Origin of the sequence: Streptomyces sp. NPDC051214 (genome assembly GCF_040682375.1) — a bacterium.
In the GTDB taxonomy this organism is placed as follows: Bacteria; Actinomycetota; Actinomycetes; order Streptomycetales; family Streptomycetaceae; genus Streptomyces.
This window is the reverse complement of record NZ_JBFBAT010000004.1, coordinates 606,928-628,147: the sequence shown is the minus strand read 5'-3', so window position 1 is coordinate 628,147 and position 21,220 is coordinate 606,928. Positions and strand designations below refer to the sequence as shown.

General features: G+C 69.0%; 14 protein-coding genes, 1 tRNA gene and 2 rRNA genes. 14 read left to right on the top strand and 3 right to left on the bottom strand.

The genetic code is table 11. The features are described 5' to 3' along the window. From AB0M70_RS13920 to AB0M70_RS13910, 3 genes are all read left to right on the top strand, one after another. Window positions 1-198: ribosomal RNA gene (locus AB0M70_RS13920) — 23S ribosomal RNA — on the top strand; the annotation flags it as partial. A gap of 91 nt (window positions 199-289) precedes the next feature. Then, a 5S ribosomal RNA gene (gene rrf / locus AB0M70_RS13915) occupies window positions 290-406 on the top strand. A 115-nt stretch (window positions 407-521) separates the two neighbouring features. After that, window positions 522-1,184, top strand: coding sequence for a DegT/DnrJ/EryC1/StrS family aminotransferase (locus AB0M70_RS13910; RefSeq protein ID WP_365819769.1), 663 nt, complete (start codon window positions 522-524; stop codon window positions 1,182-1,184). A gap of 10 nt (window positions 1,185-1,194) precedes the next feature. On the opposite strand, the gene AB0M70_RS13905 is transcribed toward AB0M70_RS13910, so the two are convergent. Then, the gene (locus tag AB0M70_RS13905; RefSeq protein WP_365819767.1) at window positions 1,195-2,112 is read right to left on the bottom strand and encodes a PHB depolymerase family esterase; all 918 of its coding nucleotides are present in this window, start codon (window positions 2,110-2,112) and stop codon (window positions 1,195-1,197) included. A 116-nt stretch (window positions 2,113-2,228) separates the two neighbouring features. Between AB0M70_RS13905 and AB0M70_RS13900 the strand changes: the two genes are divergently transcribed. Beyond that, a tRNA-Thr gene (locus AB0M70_RS13900) sits at window positions 2,229-2,301 on the top strand. 86 nt (window positions 2,302-2,387) lie between these two features. Here AB0M70_RS13900 and AB0M70_RS13895 read toward each other — a convergent pair. Then, a complete protein-coding gene (locus tag AB0M70_RS13895) occupies window positions 2,388-5,051 on the bottom strand; it encodes a SpoIIE family protein phosphatase (protein WP_365819765.1) in 2,664 nt (887 codons plus the stop codon). A gap of 273 nt (window positions 5,052-5,324) precedes the next feature. On the opposite strand from AB0M70_RS13895, the gene AB0M70_RS13890 reads away from it, so the two are divergent. The 10 genes from AB0M70_RS13890 to AB0M70_RS13845 all read left to right on the top strand — a co-directional run bounded on the left by AB0M70_RS13890 (window position 5,325) and on the right by AB0M70_RS13845 (window position 20,413). Continuing rightward, window positions 5,325-10,841 carry a HAMP domain-containing protein gene (locus tag AB0M70_RS13890; protein WP_365819763.1) on the top strand — a complete coding sequence of 1,839 codons (5,517 nt, stop codon included), beginning with the start codon at window positions 5,325-5,327 and terminating at the stop codon, window positions 10,839-10,841. A 244-nt stretch (window positions 10,842-11,085) separates the two neighbouring features. Beyond that, window positions 11,086-11,769, top strand: coding sequence for a response regulator (locus tag AB0M70_RS13885; protein WP_160507566.1), 684 nt, complete (start codon window positions 11,086-11,088; stop codon window positions 11,767-11,769). A gap of 115 nt (window positions 11,770-11,884) precedes the next feature. Then, entirely contained in the window at window positions 11,885-14,662 is a 2,778-nt protein-coding gene (locus AB0M70_RS13880) for a DNA translocase FtsK (protein ID WP_365819761.1), read from the top strand. A 188-nt stretch (window positions 14,663-14,850) separates the two neighbouring features. Beyond that, window positions 14,851-15,738 carry a helix-turn-helix domain-containing protein gene (locus AB0M70_RS13875; protein WP_365819759.1) on the top strand — a complete coding sequence of 296 codons (888 nt, stop codon included), beginning with the start codon at window positions 14,851-14,853 and terminating at the stop codon, window positions 15,736-15,738. Between the two features lie 76 nt (window positions 15,739-15,814). Beyond that, a complete protein-coding gene (gene rimO / locus AB0M70_RS13870) occupies window positions 15,815-17,308 on the top strand; it encodes a 30S ribosomal protein S12 methylthiotransferase RimO (RefSeq protein WP_365819757.1) in 1,494 nt (497 codons plus the stop codon). Beyond that, window positions 17,305-18,060: a CDP-diacylglycerol--glycerol-3-phosphate 3-phosphatidyltransferase gene (gene pgsA, locus AB0M70_RS13865; RefSeq protein WP_365819755.1), complete on the top strand. Its 756-nt coding sequence runs from the start codon at window positions 17,305-17,307 to the stop codon at window positions 18,058-18,060. Before rimO ends, pgsA begins: the two co-directional genes overlap by 4 nt. After that, window positions 18,060-18,641: a CinA family protein gene (locus AB0M70_RS13860; RefSeq protein WP_365819753.1), complete on the top strand. Its 582-nt coding sequence runs from the start codon at window positions 18,060-18,062 to the stop codon at window positions 18,639-18,641. The genes pgsA and AB0M70_RS13860 overlap by 1 nt, the downstream gene beginning before the upstream one ends. Window positions 18,642-18,750: 109 nt before the next feature. Continuing rightward, complete coding sequence (locus AB0M70_RS13855) at window positions 18,751-19,125, top strand: helix-turn-helix transcriptional regulator (RefSeq protein ID WP_160507571.1); 375 nt, start codon at window positions 18,751-18,753, stop codon at window positions 19,123-19,125. Window positions 19,126-19,378: 253 nt separating this feature from the next. Next, window positions 19,379-19,849, top strand: a complete 471-nt coding sequence (locus tag AB0M70_RS13850) for a DNA starvation/stationary phase protection protein (RefSeq protein ID WP_365819751.1) — start codon at window positions 19,379-19,381, stop codon at window positions 19,847-19,849. A gap of 168 nt (window positions 19,850-20,017) precedes the next feature. Continuing rightward, on the top strand, window positions 20,018-20,413 hold the full coding sequence (locus AB0M70_RS13845; RefSeq protein WP_365819749.1) for a hypothetical protein: 396 nt from the start codon (window positions 20,018-20,020) through the stop codon (window positions 20,411-20,413). Here AB0M70_RS13845 and AB0M70_RS13840 read toward each other — a convergent pair. Next, complete coding sequence (locus AB0M70_RS13840) at window positions 20,361-21,203, bottom strand: SDR family NAD(P)-dependent oxidoreductase (protein ID WP_365819747.1); 843 nt, start codon at window positions 21,201-21,203, stop codon at window positions 20,361-20,363. The two genes, AB0M70_RS13845 and AB0M70_RS13840, sit on opposite strands and share 53 nt — an antisense overlap. Window positions 21,204-21,220: the final 17 nt, after the last annotated feature.

Here is a 21,220-nt window from a genome sequence, read left to right as displayed (position 1 = left end):
CCAAGGGCATGGCTGGTTGGCTACGTTCGGAAAGGATAACCGCTGAAAGCATCTAAGCGGGAAGCCTGCTTCAAGATGAGTATTCCCACCCCCTTGAGGGGTTAAGGCTCCCAGTAGACGACTGGGTTGATAGGCCAGATCTGGAAGCCCGGTAACGGGTGGAGGTGACTGGTACTAATAGGCCGAGGGCTTGTCCTCAGTTGCTCGCGTCCACTGTGTTGGTTCTGAAACCACGAACAACCCCGTATGTCGGGCCACGACTGCGGTGCGGTTGACAGTTTCATAGTGTTTCGGTGGTCATAGCGTGAGGGAAACGCCCGGTTACATTCCGAACCCGGAAGCTAAGCCTCACAGCGCCGATGGTACTGCAGGGGGGACCCTGTGGGAGAGTAGGACGCCGCCGAACTAATATTGATAGAGCTGGTCCCTGAACTTCGGTTCAGGGACCAGCTCTTTTTTGTTTTGCGTCACTTGCCGTTCACGTTCCGCAGCCAACATCCAGTGTCATGGAGCCAGTTGGCATGTTGCGAGCCGCAGGTGTCGGTGCCGGTGACGAGGTCATCGTGCCGGCGTACGGAAACGTCGAGATCGCCGAGGCCGTGGTCCTGGCAGGGGCCGTGCCCGTATTCGCGGACATAGATCGGGCGTCGTACTGCCTCGATCCTGATGCGGTGGCCGCCGCCGTGACTTCCCGTACGGCCGCTGTCGCCGTCGTGCACCGCTTCGGGCATCCGGCCGACGTACGCCGTCTCCGGGACGTCGGGGCGCGGCACGGCATTCTCGTACTGGAGCAGGGAGAGTCGGACGCACCGTACGACGAGCGGGCGCAGCGGCGGGCCCACGCGGCCTACCTCAGCGGGCGGCTCGGCGGTGTGATCACCCCGGACGGCGTCGAGGGGCACAGCTATCAGCAGTACGTCGTGCGAGTGCCCGGAAATGGGCGGCCGGACCGGGACGCGTTCGCGCGTGCCGTGCGGGCCAAGGGAATTGACTGCCGGGTGCCCGTGAAGACGCCCGTTCACCGCACGCCCAAGTTCTGGCGGGACGTCTATCTGCCGGAGACCGAGCGTGCCGCGGACGACACCCTGGCGTTGCCGGTCGACGCGGCGATGTCGCGGCGCGAGCTGCAGCGTGTGGTGTCCGCCTGCAACGCGCTCGGCGGGCTTCTCCAGCCGGCGTTCTGAGCCGCGTTCGCTAAGACGCCTCTTTGGTGTGGGACTTGAAGAACTTCCACATCAGGTCTGTCGCGTTGATTCCCGTGGTGGGGTCGGACATGCTGCCGCCCGCGCCGCCCGGCCAGGAGTGGCCCATGTCGGGGAGTCGGTAGACGGTCACGTCCGAGCCGTCGCGGCACGTGGCTGTTGTTTTTTTGATCTTCTTCTTCAGTTTCTCGGGTTGGCTCGTCTTGCAGGACAGGCGTTTCTGCCAGGCCGTGATGCCCTCGTCCATCCCGGCGTAATGCTCGTCGAGGCCGCCGATGAAGGTGATCACGGAGACCGGGGTTTTCGGCATGTACGACTCCTTCGCCGAGTCGGGGCCGAGATAGCCGCCGCTGACCGGGGCGATTGCCGCGAAGGTGTCGGGGAGTTCGACCGCCAGCTTGTAGGACATGTCGCCGCCGTTGGAGATGCCGGTCGCGTAGACGCGGTCCGGGTCGGCGTTCCAGGCGGTGGTCAGCCTCTTCGTGATCGTACGGATGAAGCCCACGTCGTCCTCGGTGCCGCAGCAGATCAACGCGTTGAAGGCTTGGTTGAGGCCGTCGGGGTAGGCGACGAGGAAGTTCTCCTTGTCGGCTTTGGCGCTGAGGCCGCTGATCTTGGCCGCTGCCGCGCCGTCGGCCGGATAGGGGTGCATGGCGATGACCAGGGGGAGCTTTTCCGAGCGGTTGTAGCCGGGTGGGGCGTGCACCGTGTAGACACGCTTCTTGCCTTTCCAGGTGAGCGTGACCTTTTGATCGCCAGGGCGCGGGGTCTCCGCTGCAGGCGGCTTCTTGGTGGGCTTCTGGTCCGCGGTCTTGTCGTCGTCGGACCCACAGGCTGCCAGCGGCAGGAGAAGGGCGGCCAGCGCCACGGGTAAGGAGTTCCGCAGGGATGTACCACGTCGGGACGGCATGGGCGCAGAGTGGCAGCGGCGGTGCGGGCGGTCCAGAGGAACGGTCGGTTCGAGACACCTTCGGTTTCGGGTATGATCTATTCCGTTGCCGAGCGGGAAACCGCGAAGCGCAACAGGCCCCTATAGCTCAGTCGGTAGAGCGTCTCCATGGTAAGGAGAAGGTCTGCGGTTCGATTCCGCATGGGGGCTCAGCGAGCAAAACGGGAAAGTCCCCGCCCAGTTGGGCGGGGACTTTTTTGTTTCCCGGGGGGCCACGGCCCCCCGGTCCGAGATCGTCAGTCCTTCTGGATGTCGGGGACGCGCATCGCCAGGATCGCCATGTCGTCCGACGGGGCGTCCGTCGCGAAGCGCTCGACCGCGCGCATGATGCGGGCCGCGACGGCGCCGGCGGTGAGGCCCGTGCACGTGGTGAGGACGTCGGCGAGGCCGTCGTCGCCGAGCATGCGGGTGCCTTCGCGGCGCTCGGTGACCCCGTCCGTCACGCAGAGCAGGACGTCGCCCGGGTCGAGCGTCATGGTCTGTTCGTAGAGCTCCAGGTCTTCCATGACGCCGAGGAGCGGTTGGGGCTCCGCGTACGGCTCGACCGTTCCGTCCTGGCGCAGGCGGAGCGGGAGCGGGTGGCCGGCGCAGACGATCTTCAGGACGGCCGAGCCGTCCTCCTGCGGCCACAACTCCCCGTAGAGGAGGGTGAGGAAGCGGCTGCGGGCGCCTTCGTCGAGGATCGCGGCGTTCAGGCGTTCCAGGACGGCGGGGCCGCCGAAGCCCTCGCGGGCCAGGAGGCGCAGGGCGTGGCGGGCCAGGCCGGTGACCGCGGCTGCCTCCGGGCCCGTGCCGCAGACGTCGCCGATCGCGAAGCCGTACGCGCCGTCGCGGATGGGGAAGAGGTCGTAGAAGTCGCCGCCGACTTCGTTCCCCTCACCGGCCGCGCGGTAGATGACGTCGACCTCGACGCCCGGGATCTGCGGGAGCCCCGGCGGCAGCAGGCTGCGCTGGAGGGACTGGCTGATGGCCATGCGCTCCGAGTACAGGCGGGCGTTGTCCAGGGCGAGGGCCGCTCGGCGGGAGAGATCTTCCGCCAGTTCCAGGATCTCCTGGCGGAAGTGCTCGTCCGAGGGCTTCCCCAGGGTCAGCATGCCGATGACGCGGTTACGGGCGACCAGGGGCAGGACGACCGTCTCGCCGCCGACCGCCGATGCCGTGGAGAGCGTCGTGCCGATGCCCGAGCCCAGGCTGAGGGGCTCGCCGAGGCCGAGGCTGCGCATGGAGGTGCGCAGGGCGGCCTGGTGGGCGGCTTCCGAGGGGGCGGCCCAGACGCGGGCTCCCGGGGTCGGCACGGGGTCGGGAGGGGCGATCTTGGAGAGGAGTGCCTTCAGGCCGTCGATGCGCTCCTCGTCCTCATGGAGGACGTACGAGAGATAGGGCTCGGACGACTGGTCGGCGATCGTGTAGACCGCGCACCAGGTGGCGAGCGTAGGGACCGTCATCTGGGCCATGAGCGCCAGGGTCTGGTCGCGGTCCAGGGTGCCCGCGAGGAGGTCCGATGCCTCGACGAGGAAGGAGAGCGAGCCGCGGCGCAGGCGCTCGAGCTCGCCGAGGCGCGCGGACTCGACGGCGAGGGCGATGCGGTCGGCGGCGAACTGGAGGCGCAGGGCCTCTTCGTTGGAGTACCGGTCGGGGGCCTCGGCGGCGACGCCCAGGGAGCCCGTGAGACGTCCCTCGACCTTGAGCGGGACCGTGACGACGGAGCGCATGCCCGTGCCGCTGAGGAGCGGTACGGCGCCGGGGACGACCGTGAGGTCCTCGTGGACGGCCGGCATGCGGGCGGAGCCGTAGCGGCCGGGTCCTGCCTCCACGGGGACGCGGGCGAAGCGCTGGCGGGCCGAGGGGAGGCCGGTGGAGGCGCGTACCTCCAGCTCCGTCTCGTCGTCGGTGGCGAGGAGCAGGAAGGCGGCGTCGCCGTCGAGCATGTCGCGGGCGCGCTCGACCGTGCGCTGGAGCAGACCGTCGAGGTCGTCCGGCGCCGGGGAGCCGATGAAGACCTCGAAGGGGTCGGCGGTGTGCGACTCGGTGAGCGCCCCGGGCTCGGGGGCCGGGCCGCGCAAGGGGGTCTGCAGGACGGCGCGCTCGTCGTCGCGGACGAGCAGGCAGACCGTGGAGGGTTCGCCGTCGGTGTCGCGTACGCGCAGGTGTGAGGCGTAGACGGGGGTCACGCGGCCGTCGGAGCCGCGGATTCCGTAACTGCCCTCCCAGCGGGAGAGTTGGAGCGCTTCCACGATGCCGGTGCTGGTGCCCGGGGTGTGGGGCCAGGCGGCGAAGTCGGTGAGCGGTTTGCCGGTGACCTGTTCGGCGACGTACCCGAAGAGCTCTTCGGCGTCTTCGTTCCAGGCGGAGATCGCGCCCACCCGGTCGATCTGGACGACGGCCACGCGGACTCTGCCGTCGGTGAGCGGGAGCAGCTCGGCGGGGAGCGCGGGTCCTGCGGCGCGGGTGCCCACCGAGCGGTCGGGGAGGTCGAGTTGGAACCAGACCTGCTTCTGCGTGGGGGTGTAGTCGACGCCCCAGCGGGTGGCGAGCGCCGCGCACAGCTGGAGGCCGCGGCCGCCCTCGCGGTCCGGGTTGCCCATGTTCACGGCGGCCTGCTGGAGCGGGATCTCGCGTTCCGGATAGTGGTCGGAGACCTCGATGCGTACGGCGTCCTCGCTGCGCAGACACAGGACGTCGGCGGCGGTTCCGGCGTGCACCACGGCATTGGTGACGAGTTCGCTGGTGAGGACGACGGCGTCGTCGACGATGTCCGTGAACCCCCAGCCCTGGAGGGTGTCGCGGACAAAGGAGCGGGCCGTCGCGACGGAACGCCCGACGGGGTCGAAAGTCGCAGCCGCGCGCGCGGTGATCACAGAACTCCTCGTACGAGCATCGACGCCCAAGTCTCCCACCATGGTGCGGCCGCCCCTCCGATGCCCGCTTGTACGTGTGCCACCGCCCAGGCCGGGCAGGACCGGGGTGGTTGGACAGCCGGATGCCAGGTTACTTACCTTCGCCGTCCATGCTGATGCCGGTCGTCAGTGTTTCCGCCCGGAGGGTGTGCGGACGGTGTGCGAAGCTGCCGAACTGTTATGGCCTGGTTCAGCCATGGTGAAACACTGGGCAAGCTTCTTGGAGAGAGCCCAGGTAACCCGAGCAGTACGGTCGACCCTTGCGGGAGGGACACAGTGGAGTCTGGCGCAGCGACGCGGGGCACTAAAACGCGTGCGAAAGACGGACAGTCCCAGAGCAAACAGCGCAAACCGCGCCACGGGGCGACCACGTCGGTGGACACGGCGGCCCTGAACAGGTTGCTCGCGGCGCTGGCGGCGATGCGGGACGGAAACTTCCGCAAGCGGCTCACCGTGTCCGGTGACGACGTCATGTCCGAGATCGCCGCCGTCTTCAACGAGGTGGCCGACCGCAATCTGCACCTGACCGGAGAGATCTCCCGGGTCCGGCGGATGGTCGGACGTGAGGGGAAACTCACGGAGCGCCTGGAGACCGGCGCGAGCGAGGGCTCGTGGGCGGCGGCGATCGACGCGTCGAACGCGCTGGTCGACGATCTCGTGCGCCCCGTCTCCGAGGTGGGGCGGGTGCTCTCCGCGGTCGCCGAGGGCGACCTGGAGCAGCGGATGGAGCTGCGGGCGCAGGCCGACGAGGGCAGTGGGCATCCGCTGCGCGGGGAGTTCCTGAAGGTCGGCCGTACGGTCAACAATCTCGTCGACCAGCTGTCGACGTTCACCGACGAGGTCACGCGGGTGGCCAGCGAGGTGGGCACCGAGGGCAAGCTGGGCGGTCAGGCGCGGGTACGCGGAATGTCCGGTTCGTGGAAGGATCTCACGGATTCGGTGAACACCATGGCGTACCGGCTCACGGCCCAGGTGCGTGACATTGCTCTCGTCACGACGGCGGTCGCCAAGGGCGACTTGTCGCGGAAGGTGACGGTTCACGTCGCCGGCGAGATGCTGGAGCTGAAGAACACCGTCAACACGATGGTCGACCAGCTCTCGTCCTTCTCCTCCGAGGTGACCCGCGTCGCGCGCGAGGTCGGCACGGAAGGCGAGCTCGGCGGCCAGGCGCAGGTGCCGGGTGTGGCGGGCGTGTGGAAGGACCTCACCGATTCGGTGAATCTTATGGCCGGCAATCTCACCGCCCAGGTGCGTGGGATCGCCCAGGTCACGACGGCCGTCGCGAACGGCGATCTGTCCCAGAAGGTGACGGTGAGCGCGCGCGGCGAGGTCGCTCAACTCGCCGAGACGATCAACCAGATGACCGAGACGCTGCGGACGTTCGCGGACGAGGTCACGCGTGTGGCGAACGAGGTCGGCGCGGAGGGGCAGCTCGGCGGTCAGGCGAACGTGCCGGGCGCGGCGGGGACGTGGAAGGACCTCACCGACTCGGTGAACACGGTCTTCCGGAACCTCACCACGCAGGTGCGGGACATCGCGACGGTGACGACGGCGGTCGCCAACGGTGATCTCTCGCAGAAGGTCACGGTCGATGTCGCGGGCGAGATGCTCGAACTGAAGAACACCGTGAACACGATGGTGGACCAGCTCTCCGCCTTCGGTGCCGAAGTGACGCGTGTGGCGCGCGAGATCGGCGTGGAGGGTGAGCTCGGCGGCCAGGCGCAGGTGCAGGGCGCGGCCGGCACGTGGAAGGACCTGACGGACTCGGTCAACACGGCCTTCCGCAACCTCACGGGCCAGGTGCGCAACATCGCGCAGGTCACGACGGCGGTCGCCAACGGTGACCTGTCGCAGAAGGTCACCGTCGACGTGTCCGGCGAGATGCTTCAACTGAAGAACACCGTCAACACGATGGTGGACCAGCTGTCGTCCTTCGCCGATCAGGTCACGCGGATGGCGCGCGACGTGGGTACGGAGGGCCGCCTCGGCGGCCAGGCCCGCGTGGACGGTGTCAGCGGCACCTGGAAGGAACTGACCGACTCCGTCAACTTCATGGCGGGGAACCTGACGTCGCAGGTACGTCAGATCGCCCAGGTCACGACGGCGGTGGCGCGCGGTGACCTGTCGCAGAAGATCGACGTGGACGCGCGCGGCGAGATCCTGGAGCTGAAGAACACCATCAACACGATGGTCGACCAGCTCTCCGCCTTCGCCGACCAGGTGACCCGGGTGGCCCGCGAGGTGGGTACGGAGGGCCGCCTCGGCGGGCAGGCGCAGGTGCCCGGCGTGGCCGGTGTGTGGCGCGATCTGACCGACTCCGTGAACGGCATGGCCGGCAACCTCACCGCCCAGGTGCGCAATATCGCGCAGGTCGCGACCGCGGTGGCGCGCGGTGACCTGTCGCAGAAGATCGACGTGGACGCGCGCGGCGAGATCCTGGAGCTGAAGAACACCCTCAACACGATGGTGGACCAGCTCTCGGCCTTCGCCGAGCAGGTGACGCGGGTGGCCCGTGAGGTGGGCACCGACGGCATCCTGGGCGGCCAGGCCGAGGTGCAGGGTGTCTCCGGCACCTGGAAGGACCTCACGCAGTCCGTGAACGGCATGGCGAACAACCTGACCCTCCAGGTCCGCAACATCGCCGAGGTCACCACGGCCGTCGCCATGGGCGACCTCTCCAAGAAGATCACCGTCGACGCCAAGGGCGAGATCCTCGAGCTCGTCACCACCGTGAACACGATGGTCGACCAGCTCTCCAACTTCGCCGAGCAGGTCAACCGCGTGGCCCGCGAGGTGGGCACCGAGGGCAACCTGGGTGGTCAGGCGCGAGTTCCGGGCGTCACCGGCACCTGGAAGGACCTCAGCGACAACGTCAACCTGATGGCGAACAACCTGACCGGGCAGGTGCGCAACATCTCCCAGGTCGCGGCGGCGGTCGCCAACGGAGACCTGACCAAGAAGGTCACCGTCGAGGCGCGCGGCGAGGTCGCGCAGCTCGCCGACACCGTCAACACGATGGTGAAGACGCTGAGTTCGTTCGCGGACGAGGTGACCCGGGTGGCCCGCGAGGTGGGCACGGACGGCATCCTCGGCGGTCAGGCCCGGGTGCCCGGAGTGTCGGGCACGTGGAAGGACCTGACGGAGTCCGTGAACGGCATGGCCTCCAACCTCACCGGCCAGGTCCGCAACATCGCGATGGTCACCACAGCGATCGCCAAGGGCGACCTGACCAAGAAGATCGACATCGACGCCCGGGGCGAGATTCTCGAACTCAAGACCACCATCAACACGATGGTCGACCAGCTGTCGTCCTTCGCCGAGCAGGTCACGCGCGTGGCCCGCGAGGTGGGCACGGAAGGGCAGTTGGGCGGTCAGGCGCGGGTGCGGGACGTCGACGGCACGTGGCGCGACCTCACCGAGTCCGTGAACGAGATGGCCGGAAACCTGACCCGGCAGGTGCGTGCCATCGCCGAGGTCGCCACCGCGGTGACGCGCGGCGACCTGAACCTGAAGATCGACGTGGATGCCGCGGGCGAGATCCAGGTCCTGCAGGACAACATCAACTCGATGATCGCCAACCTCCGCGACACCACCCTCGCCAACAAGGAACAGGACTGGCTCAAGGGCAACCTCGCCCGTATCTCCGGTCTGATGCAGGGCCGCCGGGACCTGGCGGACGTCGCCTCGCTGATCATGAGCGAGCTGACGCCTGTGGTCTCCGCGCAGCACGGCGCGTTCTTCCTGGCGCTGCCCACGGAGGACGCCCCGGAGCCGGGCGTCGAGCAGGGGGACGCGTACGAGCTGCGCATGATGGGCAGTTACGGCTACTCCATGGGCTCCATGCCGACGTCCTTCAGGCCGGGCGAGACGCTGATCGGCACGGCGGCGCAGGAGCGGCGCACGATCCTCGTGGAGAACGCGCCGTCCGGCTATCTGCGGATCGCGTCCGGCCTCGGTGAGGCACCGCCCGCGCAGGTGATCGTCCTTCCGGTGCTCTTCGAGGGAACGGTCCTCGGCGTGATCGAGCTGGCCGCTTTCCAGCCGTTCACGCAGATCCAGAAGGACTTCCTCAGCCAGATCGCCGAGATGATCGCGACGAGCGTCAACACCATCAGCGTCAACACGAAGACCGAGGTGCTGCTCAAGCAGTCGCAGGAGCTCACCGAGCAACTGCGCGAGCGCTCGGCGGAGTTGGAGAACCGGCAGAAGGCGCTGCAGGACTCCAACGCCGAACTGGAGGAGAAGGCCGAGCTGCTCGCCCAGCAGAACCGCGACATCGAGGTCAAGAACACCGAGATCGAAGAGGCCAGGCAGGTCCTGGAGGAGCGTGCCGAACAGCTCGCGGTCTCCATGCGGTACAAGTCCGAGTTCCTGGCGAACATGTCGCACGAGCTGCGTACGCCGCTCAACTCCCTGCTGATCCTGGCCAAGTTGCTCGCCGACAACGCCGACGCCAACCTCACCCCCAAGCAGGTGGAGTTCGCCGAGACGATCCATGGCGCGGGCTCGGACCTGCTGCAGCTCATCAACGACATCCTCGATCTGTCGAAGGTCGAGGCGGGCAAGATGGACGTCTCCCCGACGCGCATCGCCCTGGTGCAACTGGTGGACTACGTAGAGGCCACTTTCCGGCCGTTGACCGCCGAGAAGGGGCTCGACTTCTCCGTACGGGTGTCTCCGGAGCTGCCCGCCACGCTGCACACGGACGAGCAGCGGCTCCTCCAGGTGCTGCGCAACCTCCTGTCGAACGCGGTGAAGTTCACCGACTCCGGAGCGGTCGAGCTGGTGATCCGGCACGCGAACGCGGATGTGCCCAACGCCATCCGCGAACAGCTCCTGGAGGCGGGTTCGCTGCGTGACGCGGACGCGGATCTGATCGCGTTCTCGGTGAGCGACACCGGCATCGGTATCGCGGGCAGCAAGATGCGGGTCATCTTCGAGGCGTTCAAGCAGGCCGACGGAACGACGAGCAGGAAGTACGGCGGCACGGGGCTCGGGCTCTCGATCAGCCGGGAGATCGCGCGTCTGCTGGGCGGCGAGATCCACGCGGCGAGCGAGCCGGGACGCGGATCGACGTTCACGCTCTATTTGCCGCTGCACCCGAGCGAACTGCCGCCCCAGGGTTACTCGCAGCTGTCACCCCTGCCGGGCACGGTCGCCAGGCCCGCCCTGGAGGAGGGCCCGTCCACGGCCGAGCAGCCCGCGCAGAGCGAGGGTGGCACGCCGCCGCGGCCGGACGCGACGCCGGGCTCCGGCACGCTCTTCAGGCGCCGGCGCCGTGCCGCTCACGCCTCTTCGGAGCAGCCGCCGGTGCTGCCAGGGCAGGGCGTCGCGGAGCCCCAGGAGGAGCGCTCGCGGGAGCAGTGGCCGACGGCGGGGCAGCAGGAGGAGGCCGAGGCGCGGCCGGGCTATCAGTTCGGCGGCGAGAAGGTGCTCATCGTCGACGACGACATCCGCAACGTGTTCGCGCTCACCAGCGTCCTGGAGCAGCACGGGCTCTCGGTGCTGTACGCGGAGAACGGCCGTGAGGGCATCGAAGTCCTGGAACAGCACGACGACGTGACGGTCGTCCTGATGGACATCATGATGCCGGAGATGGACGGGTACGCGACGACGACGGCGATCCGCAGGATGCCGCAGTTCGCCGGGCTGCCGATCATCGCGCTCACCGCGAAGGCCATGAAGGGCGACCGGGAGAAGGCCATCGACTCCGGGGCGTCCGACTACGTCACGAAGCCGGTCGACCCGGATCATCTGCTGTCGGTGATGGAGCAGTGGATGCGCGGGGAGTGACCGAGAAGAGGCTTCATTACGCGGAGTTGCTGACAGAGTGTGGCCGAGGCCGTGTAGAAGCGCGGTATTCGGGGAACCTTCTGGTCTCCCACTGCGTTTCTGCTACGTGCACAGTGACATCGCGGTGACAGGGTGTGGCGACAGGCGGGGTGCGGCTACCATGACCGGCACAAGGACGGACGGCGTAAGGGAGTCGTCCCCTGGGGCGGCGCCCGGTGTACCGCCGGGGCGAGGAGGGCGGGCCATGGTGCAGAAGGCCAAGATCCTCCTGGTCGATGACCGGCCGGAGAATCTGCTGGCGCTGGAGGCCATCCTCTCTGCGCTCGATCAGACCCTGGTACGGGCATCGTCCGGGGAGGAAGCGCTCAAAGCACTACTCACGGACGACTTCGCGGTCATTCTGCTGGACGTCCAGATGCCAGGCATGGACGGTTTCGAAACCGCCGCGCACATCAAGCGGCGAGAACGGACCCGGGACATCCCGATCATCTTCCTCACCGCCATCAACCACGGCCCGCACCACACGTTCCGCGGGTACGCGGCCGGTGCGGTGGACTACATCTCCAAGCCGTTCGATCCGTGGGTGCTGCGCGCGAAGGTCTCGGTGTTCGTCGAGCTGTACATGAAGAACTGCCAACTGCGGGAGCAGGCAGCGCTGCTGCGTCTCCAGCTGGAGGGCGGCGGCAAGTCCGCGGCGGGTGACGCGAAGGAGCCCGCCGGGCTGCTCGCCGAGCTTTCCGCGCGTCTGGCGGCCGTCGAGGAACAGGCCGAGGCGCTCTCGAAGCAGCTGGACGACGACTCGGCGGATGCCGCCGCGGTCGCCACCGCGGCCCATCTCGAACGCAAACTCACCGGCCTTCGGCGGGCTCTTGACGCCCTGGAGCCGGGCACCGGAAGCGGTGCGCCTTCGGTGTCCTCACAGAGTTGAGCCGACGCGGGAGCGGTGAACGTCCGTCAGTTCACCGCCCCCGCAAGGGCGACACAAACGGGTGAAGCAGTAGGCACACGTGTCCGCAGTGGCCTCCACCGGTAACCTCAGACCCATGGCCTCACGTCCGTCCGCAGCCAAGAAGACGCCCGCGAAGAAGGCGGCCGCGCCCACAAAGGCTCCGGCGAAGAAGGCCGTCGCCAAGAAGCCGCCCGCCAAGAAGGCCCCGGCGAAGAAGGCGCCCGCCAGGAAAGCCGCGGCGAAGAAGCCCGCGCCCAAGCCGGCGCCCAGCCCCACGGGCGGCGTGTACCGCCTCGCGCGCGCCCTGTGGCTCGGTCTCGCGCACAGCGTGGGCGCACTGTTCCGCGGCATAGGGCGAGGCGCCAAGGGACTCGACCCGGCCCACCGCAAGGACGGCGTCGCGCTGCTGCTGCTCGGCATCGCGCTGATCGTCGCCGCGGGCACCTGGTCGAATCTGCGCGGTCCCGTCGGGGATCTCGTCGAGATGCTGGTGACCGGCGCGTTCGGCCGCCTCGACCTGCTCCTTCCGATACTGCTCGCCGTCATCGGCGTACGCCTCATCCGGCACCCCGAGAAGCCCGAGGCGAACGGCCGCATCGTGATCGGCCTGTCCGCGCTCGTGATCGGCGTGCTCGGCCAGGTGCACATCGCCTGTGGGTCACCCGCCCGCGCGGACGGCATGGCGGCCATAAGGGACGCCGGCGGACTCATCGGCTGGGCCACGTCGACCCCGCTGATCTTCACCATGGGCGAGGTCCTCGCCGTACCGCTGCTCGTCCTGCTCACCGTCTTCGGGCTGCTCGTGGTCACGGCGACGCCGGTCAACGCCATTCCGCAGCGGCTGCGGCTGCTGGGCATCAAGCTCGGCATCGTCCAGCCGGCGCCCGAAGAGGTGCAGGGCGACTACGCGGACGACGAGCGCTACGAGGAGCAGTGGCGCGAGGCGCTGCCCGCTCGCTCACGCAGGCGCGCCGAGGCCCCTGAGGCGTACTCCCCGGACCAGGCGGAGGAGGAGGCGCTCACGCGGCGCCGCAGGCCCCGCAGGGCGTCCGCACAGCCCTCCCTGGACCGTCCGATGGACGCGGTGGACGTGGCGGCCGCCGCTGCCGCCGCTCTGGACGGTGCCGTTCTGCACGGCATGCCGCCCTCGCCGCTGGTCGCCGACCTGACGCAGGGCGTCTCCGGGGAGCGCGACGAGAAGCCCGAGCCGCCCGAGAAGCCCGCGGAGAGCTCCGCGCCGGTGCCGACCGCGCGGGCCACGGACAGTCCGCCGCCTGGTGTGCGGCGCAAGAAGCCCGGCGAGTCCGACGACTCCGGAGTGCCGGACCTGACCAAGTCCGCTCCGGAGAAGCACCGGGACCTGCCGCCGCGGGCCGAGCAGCTGCAGCTGGCCGGCGACATCACGTACTCGCTGCCCGCGCTCGATCTGCTGGAGCGCGGCGGTCCCGGCAAGACGCGCAGCGCCGCGAACGACGCGGTCGTGGCCTCGCTCAGCAACGTCTTCAGCGAGTTCAAGGTCGACGCGGATGTCACCGGCTTCACGCGCGGCCCGACCGTCACGCGGTACGAGATCGAGCTCGGTCCGGCCGTGAAGGTCGAGAAGATCACGGCTCTGGCGAAGAACATCGCGTACGCGGTCGCCAGCCCCGACGTCCGCATCATCAGCCCCATCCCCGGCAAGTCCGCGGTCGGCATCGAGATCCCGAACACCGACCGCGAGATGGTCAACGTGGGCGACGTGCTGCGTCTGGCCGACGCGGCCGAGGACGACCACCCCATGCTGGTCGCGCTCGGCAAGGACGTCGAGGGCGGCTACGTCATGGCCAACATGGCGAAGATGCCGCACATCCTGGTCGCCGGAGCCACCGGCTCCGGTAAGTCCTCGTGCATCAACTGTCTGATCACGTCGATCATGATGCGGGCGACCCCCGAGGACGTACGGATGGTCCTCGTCGACCCCAAGCGCGTCGAGCTCACCGCGTACGAGGGCATCCCGCACCTGATCACGCCCATCATCACCAACCCCAAGCGGGCCGCCGAGGCCCTGCAGTGGGTCGTGCGCGAGATGGACCTGCGGTACGACGACCTGGCGGCGTTCGGCTACCGGCACATCGACGACTTCAATCAGGCCGTCCGCGAGGGCAAGCTCAAGACGCCCGAGGGCAGTGAGCGTGAGCTCACCCCCTACCCGTACCTCCTGGTGATCGTCGATGAGCTCGCCGACCTGATGATGGTGGCCCCGCGCGACGTCGAGGACTCGATCGTGCGCATCACGCAGCTCGCCCGTGCGGCGGGCATCCATCTGGTGCTCGCCACGCAGCGGCCGTCCGTGGACGTCGTGACCGGTCTGATCAAGGCGAATGTGCCCTCGCGGCTCGCCTTCGCGACCTCCTCGCTCGCCGACAGCCGCGTCATCCTGGACCAGCCGGGCGCCGAGAAGCTGATCGGCAAGGGGGACGGCCTCTTCCTGCCGATGGGCGCCAACAAGCCCACCCGTATGCAGGGCGCCTTCGTCACCGAGGACGAGATCCACGCGGTCGTCCAGCACTGCAAGGACCAGATGGCGCCCGTCTTCCGGGAGGACGTCACCGTCTCGACCAAGCAGAAGAAGGAGATCGACGAGGACATCGGCGACGACCTCGATCTGCTCTGCCAGGCCGCTGAGCTGGTCGTTTCCACCCAGTTCGGCTCCACGTCGATGCTCCAGCGCAAGCTGCGCGTCGGCTTCGCGAAGGCCGGACGGCTCATGGACCTCATGGAGTCGCGCGGCATCGTGGGTCCCAGCGAAGGCTCAAAGGCTCGTGACGTTCTTGTGAAACCCGATGAGCTGGATAGCGTGCTGGCCGTGATCCGCGGGGAGGCTCACCCATAAGGGAGCGGCAGGCAACCGTTTCTCTTCGGCATACGTCAAGTTGAGGGGAGGGAAAGCACCGTGCCCCACCATCAGGATGCCCCGCCATTCCGATGGCGTACAAAGTCCGTCGCCCAGTTGCCCCACCCTTCGGGAACCCCCCTAGACTGAACATCCGGCAGGTGGCTACACGCTCGAAAGGCGCCCCCGTGTCCATCGGCAACTCCCCTGAAGACGACCGCCCTTCAGACCACCGACCCATTGACGACCGGCCCGCGGCCGACCGTCCGGCAGCCGAGAGTCCGGCTGACGACCGGCCCTCCATCGGGCGCACGCTGCAGCAGGCACGCATCGACGCGGGCCTGACCGTCGACGAGATCAGTACGTCCACTCGGGTGCGCATTCCGATCGTGCACGCGATCGAACAGGACGACTTCTCCCGATGTGGCGGAGATGTGTACGCCCGCGGACACATCCGCACGCTCGCGCGTGCCGTGGGGGTCGACCCCGCCCTCCTGCTGGCCCAGTACGACGAGGCGCACGGCGGTCGCCCGCCCGCGCCCACTCCCGCGGCGCCGCTCTTCGAGGCCGAGCGGATCAGGTCCGATCGGAGCCGTCCGAACTGGACCGCGGCCATGGTCGCCGCGATCGTCGCCGTCGTCGGCTTCGTCGGCTTCACCGCGTTCAGCGGCGGCGGCGAGGAGGACGGATCGAAGTCGCAGGTCGCCGAGGGCGCCACGCCGGCCACCAGCAAGCCCGCCAGCAAGCCCGCGCCGAACAAGCCCGCCGACCCCAAGCCGGACCCGTCGGACAGCGCAATTGCCGGCGCCCCCCAGGACAAGGTCACGGTCAAGGTCAACGCCGCGGACGGCCGCAGCTGGATCTCGGCCAAGGACCACAACGGCCGCACGCTCTTCGACGGCGTCCTGGAGCAGGGCAAGTCCAAGACCTTCCAGGACAAGCAGAAGATCGACCTCGTCCTCGGTGACGCGGGCGCGATCCACCTGTTCGTGAACGGCAAGACGGTCGACAACGAATTCGAGCCCGGCCAGGTCGAGCGGCTCACGTACACCAAGGGCGACCCCGAGGTCGGCTGACCCTTGTGACGCCGGGTGACGGCGGCCCGGACCCTCGCGGCGGGGGCCCGGGCAAGGACAAAGTAGTCTTGAGAGCATGCCCGAACGCCGTACCGTCGCCCTTGTCACTCTTGGCTGCGCCCGTAACGAGGTGGACTCGGAGGAGCTCGCAGGCCGCTTGGAGGCGGACGGCTGGCAACTCGTCGAGGCCGCCGAAGACGCGGATGTCGCCGTCGTCAACACCTGTGGATTCGTCGAAGCCGCCAAGAAGGACTCCGTCGACGCCCTGCTGGAAGCCAATGACCTCAAGGGCCATGGCAAGACCCAGGCCGTCGTCGCGGTCGGCTGCATGGCCGAGCGGTACGGCAAGGAGCTCGCCGACGCCCTCCCCGAAGCCGACGGTGTCCTCGGTTTCGACGACTACTCCGACATCTCCAGCCGCCTGAACACCATCCTCAGCGGTGGCAGTGTCGAGGCTCACACCCCGCGTGACCGGCGCAAGCTCCTGCCGATCAGCCCCGCGGAGCGGCAGGAGGCCGGCTCAGACGTCGCGCTGCCCGGTCACGCGCCCATGGACCTGCCCGAAGGCCTCGCGCCCGCCTCGGGGCCGCGTGCCCCGCTGCGGCGGCGCCTGGGCACCAACCCCGTCGCCTCGGTGAAGCTGGCCTCCGGCTGCGACCGGCGCTGCTCGTTCTGCGCCATCCCCTCCTTCCGCGGGTCCTTCATCTCGCGGCGCCCGTCGGACGTGCTCGGCGAGACGCGCTGGCTGGCCGAGCAGGGCGTCAAGGAGGTCATGCTCGTCTCCGAGAACAACACCTCGTACGGCAAGGACCTCGGTGACATCCGTCTCCTGGAGACGCTGCTGCCCGAGCTGGCCGCCGTCGACGGGATCGAGCGGGTGCGCGTCAGCTACCTCCAGCCCGCCGAGATGCGCCCCGGGCTCATCGACGTACTGACCTCCACGGAGAAGGTCGCCCCCTACTTCGACCTGTCCTTCCAGCACTCCGCCCCCGGCGTGCTGCGGGCGATGCGGCGCTTCGGGGACACCGACCGCTTCCTGGAGCTTTTGGACACCATCCGTACGAAGGCGCCGCAGGCCGGTGTGCGGTCCAACTTCATCGTGGGCTTCCCCGGCGAGACCGAGGCCGACGTGGACGAGCTCGAGCGGTTCCTCACGGGTGCGCGGCTGGACGCCATCGGCGTCTTCGGGTACTCCGACGAGGAGGGCACCGAAGCGGCGACGTACGAGCACAAGCTGGACCAGGACGTCGTCGACGAGCGGCTCGCGCGCATCTCGCGGCTCGCCGAGGAACTGACCTCACAGCGCGCCGACGACCGTCTCGGTGAGACCGTCGAGGTGCTTGTGGAGTCCGTCGACGAGGAGGACGGCGCGATCGGCCGGGCGGCTCACCAGGCGCCCGAGACGGACGGCCAGATCCGCTTCGCGGGCACCACGGGTGGGGATGACCTGCAGGTCGGTCGTATGGTCGTGGCAAAGGTGGTCGGCACGGAAGGCGTGGACCTGGTGGCTGAGTACAGCGAAATTCTGGGGGACTCGCCCCGGATCCCGGCCGAGGAGGCACGCAGATGACCGGAGTCCCGGCATCCGCGGCGGGCGGCTCCGGCGCGCAGGGCGCCAAGCCGGTGCGCGGCGGAAAGTTGGGCGCTGCGGCCGTCAATCAGGCCAGCGTGTGGAACGTCGCCAACTTGTTGACGGTGATCCGGCTGCTGCTCGTGCCCGGCTTCGTGATGCTTCTGCTCGCCGACGGCGGGTACGACCCGGCCTGGCGCGCGTGGGCCTGGGCGGCGTTCGCCGTCGCCATGATCACGGACCTGTTCGACGGGCACCTCGCACGTACGTACAACCTGGTCACGGACTTCGGGAAGATCGCCGACCCCATCGCCGACAAGGCGATCATGGGCGCCGCGCTGATCTGCCTCTCGTACCTCGGCGATCTGCCGTGGTGGGTGACGGGCGTCATTCTCGGGCGTGAGCTCGGGATCACACTGCTGCGCTTCTGGGTGATCCGCTTCGGTGTCATTCCGGCCAGTCGCGGCGGCAAGATGAAGACTCTCTGGCAGGGCACGGCCGCCGGGATGTACGTCCTCGCGCTGACCGGGCCGCTCGCCACGCTGCGGTTCTGGGTGATGGCGGTCGCCGTCGTCCTGACCGTCGTGACCGGCCTCGACTACGTGCGTCAGGCGATCCTGCTGCGGCGCTCCGGCCTCGCGGAGGCACAGGCGGCGTCGCTGGCCTCCGCCGCGGCCGCGGAGGCGGCAGCGGCAGCCGCCGAGGCTTCGGCCTCCGCTTCCGGCGAAGGGACCCGGGAGTCGGCTCCGTGATGTCGATGGGTCCGGCCGCGCAGGTGCTGCGGCTGCTTCAGGCGCGGGGCGAGACGCTCGCCGTCGCCGAATCGCTCACCGGGGGCCTGGTGGCCGCCGAGGTGACGGCGGTGCCGGGGGCCTCGCGGGTCTTCCGGGGGTCCGTGACGGCGTACGCGACCGAGCTGAAGCACGAGGTGCTCGGGGTCGACGGCACTCTGTTGGCCGAGCGCGGCGCCGTGGACGCCGAGGTGGCGCTGCAGATGGCGGCGGGTGTGCGCAAGGTCATGGGCGCGGACTGGGGGATCGCGACCACGGGCGTCGCGGGGCCGGAGCCGCAGGACGGGCATGCGGTCGGGACGGTCTTCGTGGCGGTCGCGGGGCCGGACTCCCCGGACAAGGGGCCCGGGACGGCGGTCGGCGGCGTGGATTCCGTTCTTCGCTCTGAGGGGAAAGTCGCCGCTCTGCGGTTGAACGGTGAGCGTTCGGACATCCGTATGGAGAGTGTACGGAGCGTGCTCACGCTGCTGGTCGAGCGGCTGTCCGGCGAACGTGCCGGGAACGGGCGGGCACAGGATACGGAACAGAACGGGGGGACTTGATGTTTGCAGCCCTGAGTGAACACGACATCGCTCCCCGCACGGCCGCCGCGCGAGGCGGTACGGTGGGGCGTGAAGGATGCGGCTACGCGGTCCGAGGAGGGAGCCACCGATGATTCTGCTCCGTCGCCTGCTGGGTGACGTGCTGCGTCGGCAGCGCCAGCGCCAGGGCCGTACTCTGCGCGAAGTCTCCTCGTCCGCCCGAGTCTCGCTCGGCTATCTTTCCGAGGTGGAGCGGGGGCAGAAGGAGGCATCCTCCGAGCTGCTTTCCGCGATCTGCGACGCGCTTGACGTACGGATGTCCGAGCTCATGCGCGAGGTGAGCGATGAGCTCTCCCTCGCCGAACTGGCTGCGTCGGCAGCGGCTACGGAACCGGTGCGCGCACCGGTTCGCCCGATGCTCAATTCCGTCTCGGTGAGCGGTGTGCCGCCGGAACGGGTGACGATCAAGGCGCCTGCGGAGGCGGTGGACGTCGTCGCCGCGTGATGCTGCGTTGACTGCGCACGCTGTTTGAGCGCTCCTATGTGTACGAAGCCCTGGCTGGGTTACTGGCTGGGGCTTTTGTGCGTTCTGGGGCTGGGGCTGGGGCTGGGGCTGGGGCTGGGGCTGGGGCTGGGGCTTGGGTTGGGGTGCGGGTGGGTGACGCTGTGTGCACTCTGTGCGATGTCCCTATTGGTGCATGTGTGCCATGGTTGGTGGGGGTTTTCGCTTACGCGTTCCCATGATCCTTGGAGGTTGGATGTACGTCGTGAAGAGCCCTCTGTCCGAAGCGGATCTGAAGACCGTCTCCGAGGCCCTGCAAGGGGCGCTCGTGGACCTGGTCGATCTCTCGCTGGTCGCCAAGCAGATCCACTGGAACGTGGTGGGCCCGCGCTTCCGCTCCGTCCATCTGCAGCTCGACGAGGTCGTGGACACGGCGCGGACGCACTCCGACACGGTGGCGGAGCGCGCTTCCACGCTCGGTGTCTCGCCCGACGGTCGCGCGTCGACCGTGGCGCGGAGCAGCGGCATCGGCGATGTCGCCGCCGGCTGGGTCAAGGACGCGGACGCGGTGGGGACGCTGGTGGACGCGCTGGGTGCGGTGATCACGCGGATGCGGGAGCGGGTCGGGGCGACCGGCGAGGCGGATCCGGTGAGCCAGGACATCTTCATCGGGATCACGGCAGACCTGGAGAAGCATCACTGGATGTTCCAGGCTGAGAACGGTTGATCGTTGATCGTTGATCGGGGAGGGGCTGCGGCCAGGGGTTGAGGTGCGGTGGCCGTGCCTCGTGTGCCCTGTGGTGCGCCCTCCCGTCCGGCGGGCTCGGGCATTTAGCGTCGGACGCCAGGTTCGGCTCAGGACTCGAGCGTCGGGCCTCGTGCGGAGGTGGTGGCCGTGGCATGGAGAGTCGTGCGGTGGGCGCCGGCTCTGGTGCTCGGTGCGCTCTGGTGGTGGGGCGTGCTGCGGCTGGCCCTCGTCCCTGAGGCGGGCGTCCTGGAGGGGGCTGTCGCGGCCGGTGGGTGGGGGTTGAGTCTGCTGCCGGTGCACTGTGTGCCGCAGTCCCGGGCTGTGGGGGCGTCCCGGGCTGCTGCTCGGGCTGCTCGCGAGGCTGGGGCTGCGCGCGAGGTTGTTGGGGCTGCGCGCGAGGTTGAGGATGCTCGGGCCGCCTCTGAGGTTTCCCCGGCCGGGGGCGTTGCGCGGTCTGCTGGGGGTGTTGCGCGGTCCTTCGGTGAGGCTGTCACCAAGGCATGGCGACGCCACCGTTCGGGCGGAGGATCTGGCCCGTCGTGAAGGCGGACGCGTCGGACGCCAGGTGCAGGACGGCGTGCGCGATGTCCTCCGGTTCGCCTACTCGGCCCAAGGGGGACATACGGACCATGAGCCCCTCGGTGTGGGCCTGGGCGTCGGCGTCGTGGCGGTCGGTCATGGGGGTGCGGATCCAGCCGGGGGCCACCGCGTTGACGCGGATGCCGTACTTGCCGACCTCGGTGGCGAGGGTCTTCGTGAGCTGGACGACGGCGGCTTTCGCCGCGCCGTAGCAGAGGAGGCCAGGGCCGCCGGTGTCCACGGCGCCCGAGGCCATGGTGATGATGCTGCCGGGGCGGTGGTGGCGTGCGGGGCGTGCGGGGCGTGCGTTGTCCGTTGCGCTGGTGTTCGCCGCGGTCTCCGCATTCGCTGCGATCATCGTGCGGGCCGCGGCCTGGCAGGCGTACAGAACGCCCTTGAAGTTGATGTTCAGGACCCGGTCGAGGTCCTCGTCCCGGGTCTCCAGGACCGGACTGTTGTGCATGATCCCGGCGATGGCGGCCATCACGTCCAGGCGGCCCGTGGACGCGGCCGCGGCTGCCACGGCCTGGTCGACCTGGGACCTGTCCGAGACGTCCACGGAGTGGGTGTGCGCGGTGCCGCCGGCGGCCTTGATGACCGTGGCCGTTTCGTGGAGCCCCTGGGTATCGCGGTCGGCGCAGTGGACGGTGGCGCCCGCTTCCGCGAGGAGTACGGCCGAGGCCCGGCCGATGCCGCTTGCCGCGCCGGTGACGAATGCGGTGCGTCCGCTGAGGTCGTACGCCGTGAGGGGCATGACGGGACGGTACGGCG

Excerpts from the sequence above, each read along its gene's own strand:
- AB0M70_RS13910 (WP_365819769.1), top strand. The coding sequence starts at position 522 with ATGTTGCGAGCCGCAGGTGTCGGTGCCGGTGACGAGGTCATCGTGCCG.
- AB0M70_RS13905 (WP_365819767.1), bottom strand. The coding sequence starts at position 2,112 with ATGCCGTCCCGACGTGGTACATCCCTGCGGAACTCCTTACCCGTGGCG.
- AB0M70_RS13895 (WP_365819765.1), bottom strand. The coding sequence starts at position 5,051 with ATGGTGGGAGACTTGGGCGTCGATGCTCGTACGAGGAGTTCTGTGATC.
- AB0M70_RS13885 (WP_160507566.1), top strand. The coding sequence starts at position 11,086 with ATGGTGCAGAAGGCCAAGATCCTCCTGGTCGATGACCGGCCGGAGAAT.
- AB0M70_RS13880 (WP_365819761.1), top strand. The coding sequence starts at position 11,885 with ATGGCCTCACGTCCGTCCGCAGCCAAGAAGACGCCCGCGAAGAAGGCG.
- rimO (WP_365819757.1), top strand. The coding sequence starts at position 15,815 with ATGCCCGAACGCCGTACCGTCGCCCTTGTCACTCTTGGCTGCGCCCGT.
- pgsA (WP_365819755.1), top strand. The coding sequence starts at position 17,305 with ATGACCGGAGTCCCGGCATCCGCGGCGGGCGGCTCCGGCGCGCAGGGC.
- AB0M70_RS13860 (WP_365819753.1), top strand. The coding sequence starts at position 18,060 with ATGTCGATGGGTCCGGCCGCGCAGGTGCTGCGGCTGCTTCAGGCGCGG.
- AB0M70_RS13855 (WP_160507571.1), top strand. The coding sequence starts at position 18,751 with ATGATTCTGCTCCGTCGCCTGCTGGGTGACGTGCTGCGTCGGCAGCGC.
- AB0M70_RS13850 (WP_365819751.1), top strand. The coding sequence starts at position 19,379 with ATGTACGTCGTGAAGAGCCCTCTGTCCGAAGCGGATCTGAAGACCGTC.
- AB0M70_RS13840 (WP_365819747.1), bottom strand. The coding sequence starts at position 21,203 with ATGCCCCTCACGGCGTACGACCTCAGCGGACGCACCGCATTCGTCACC.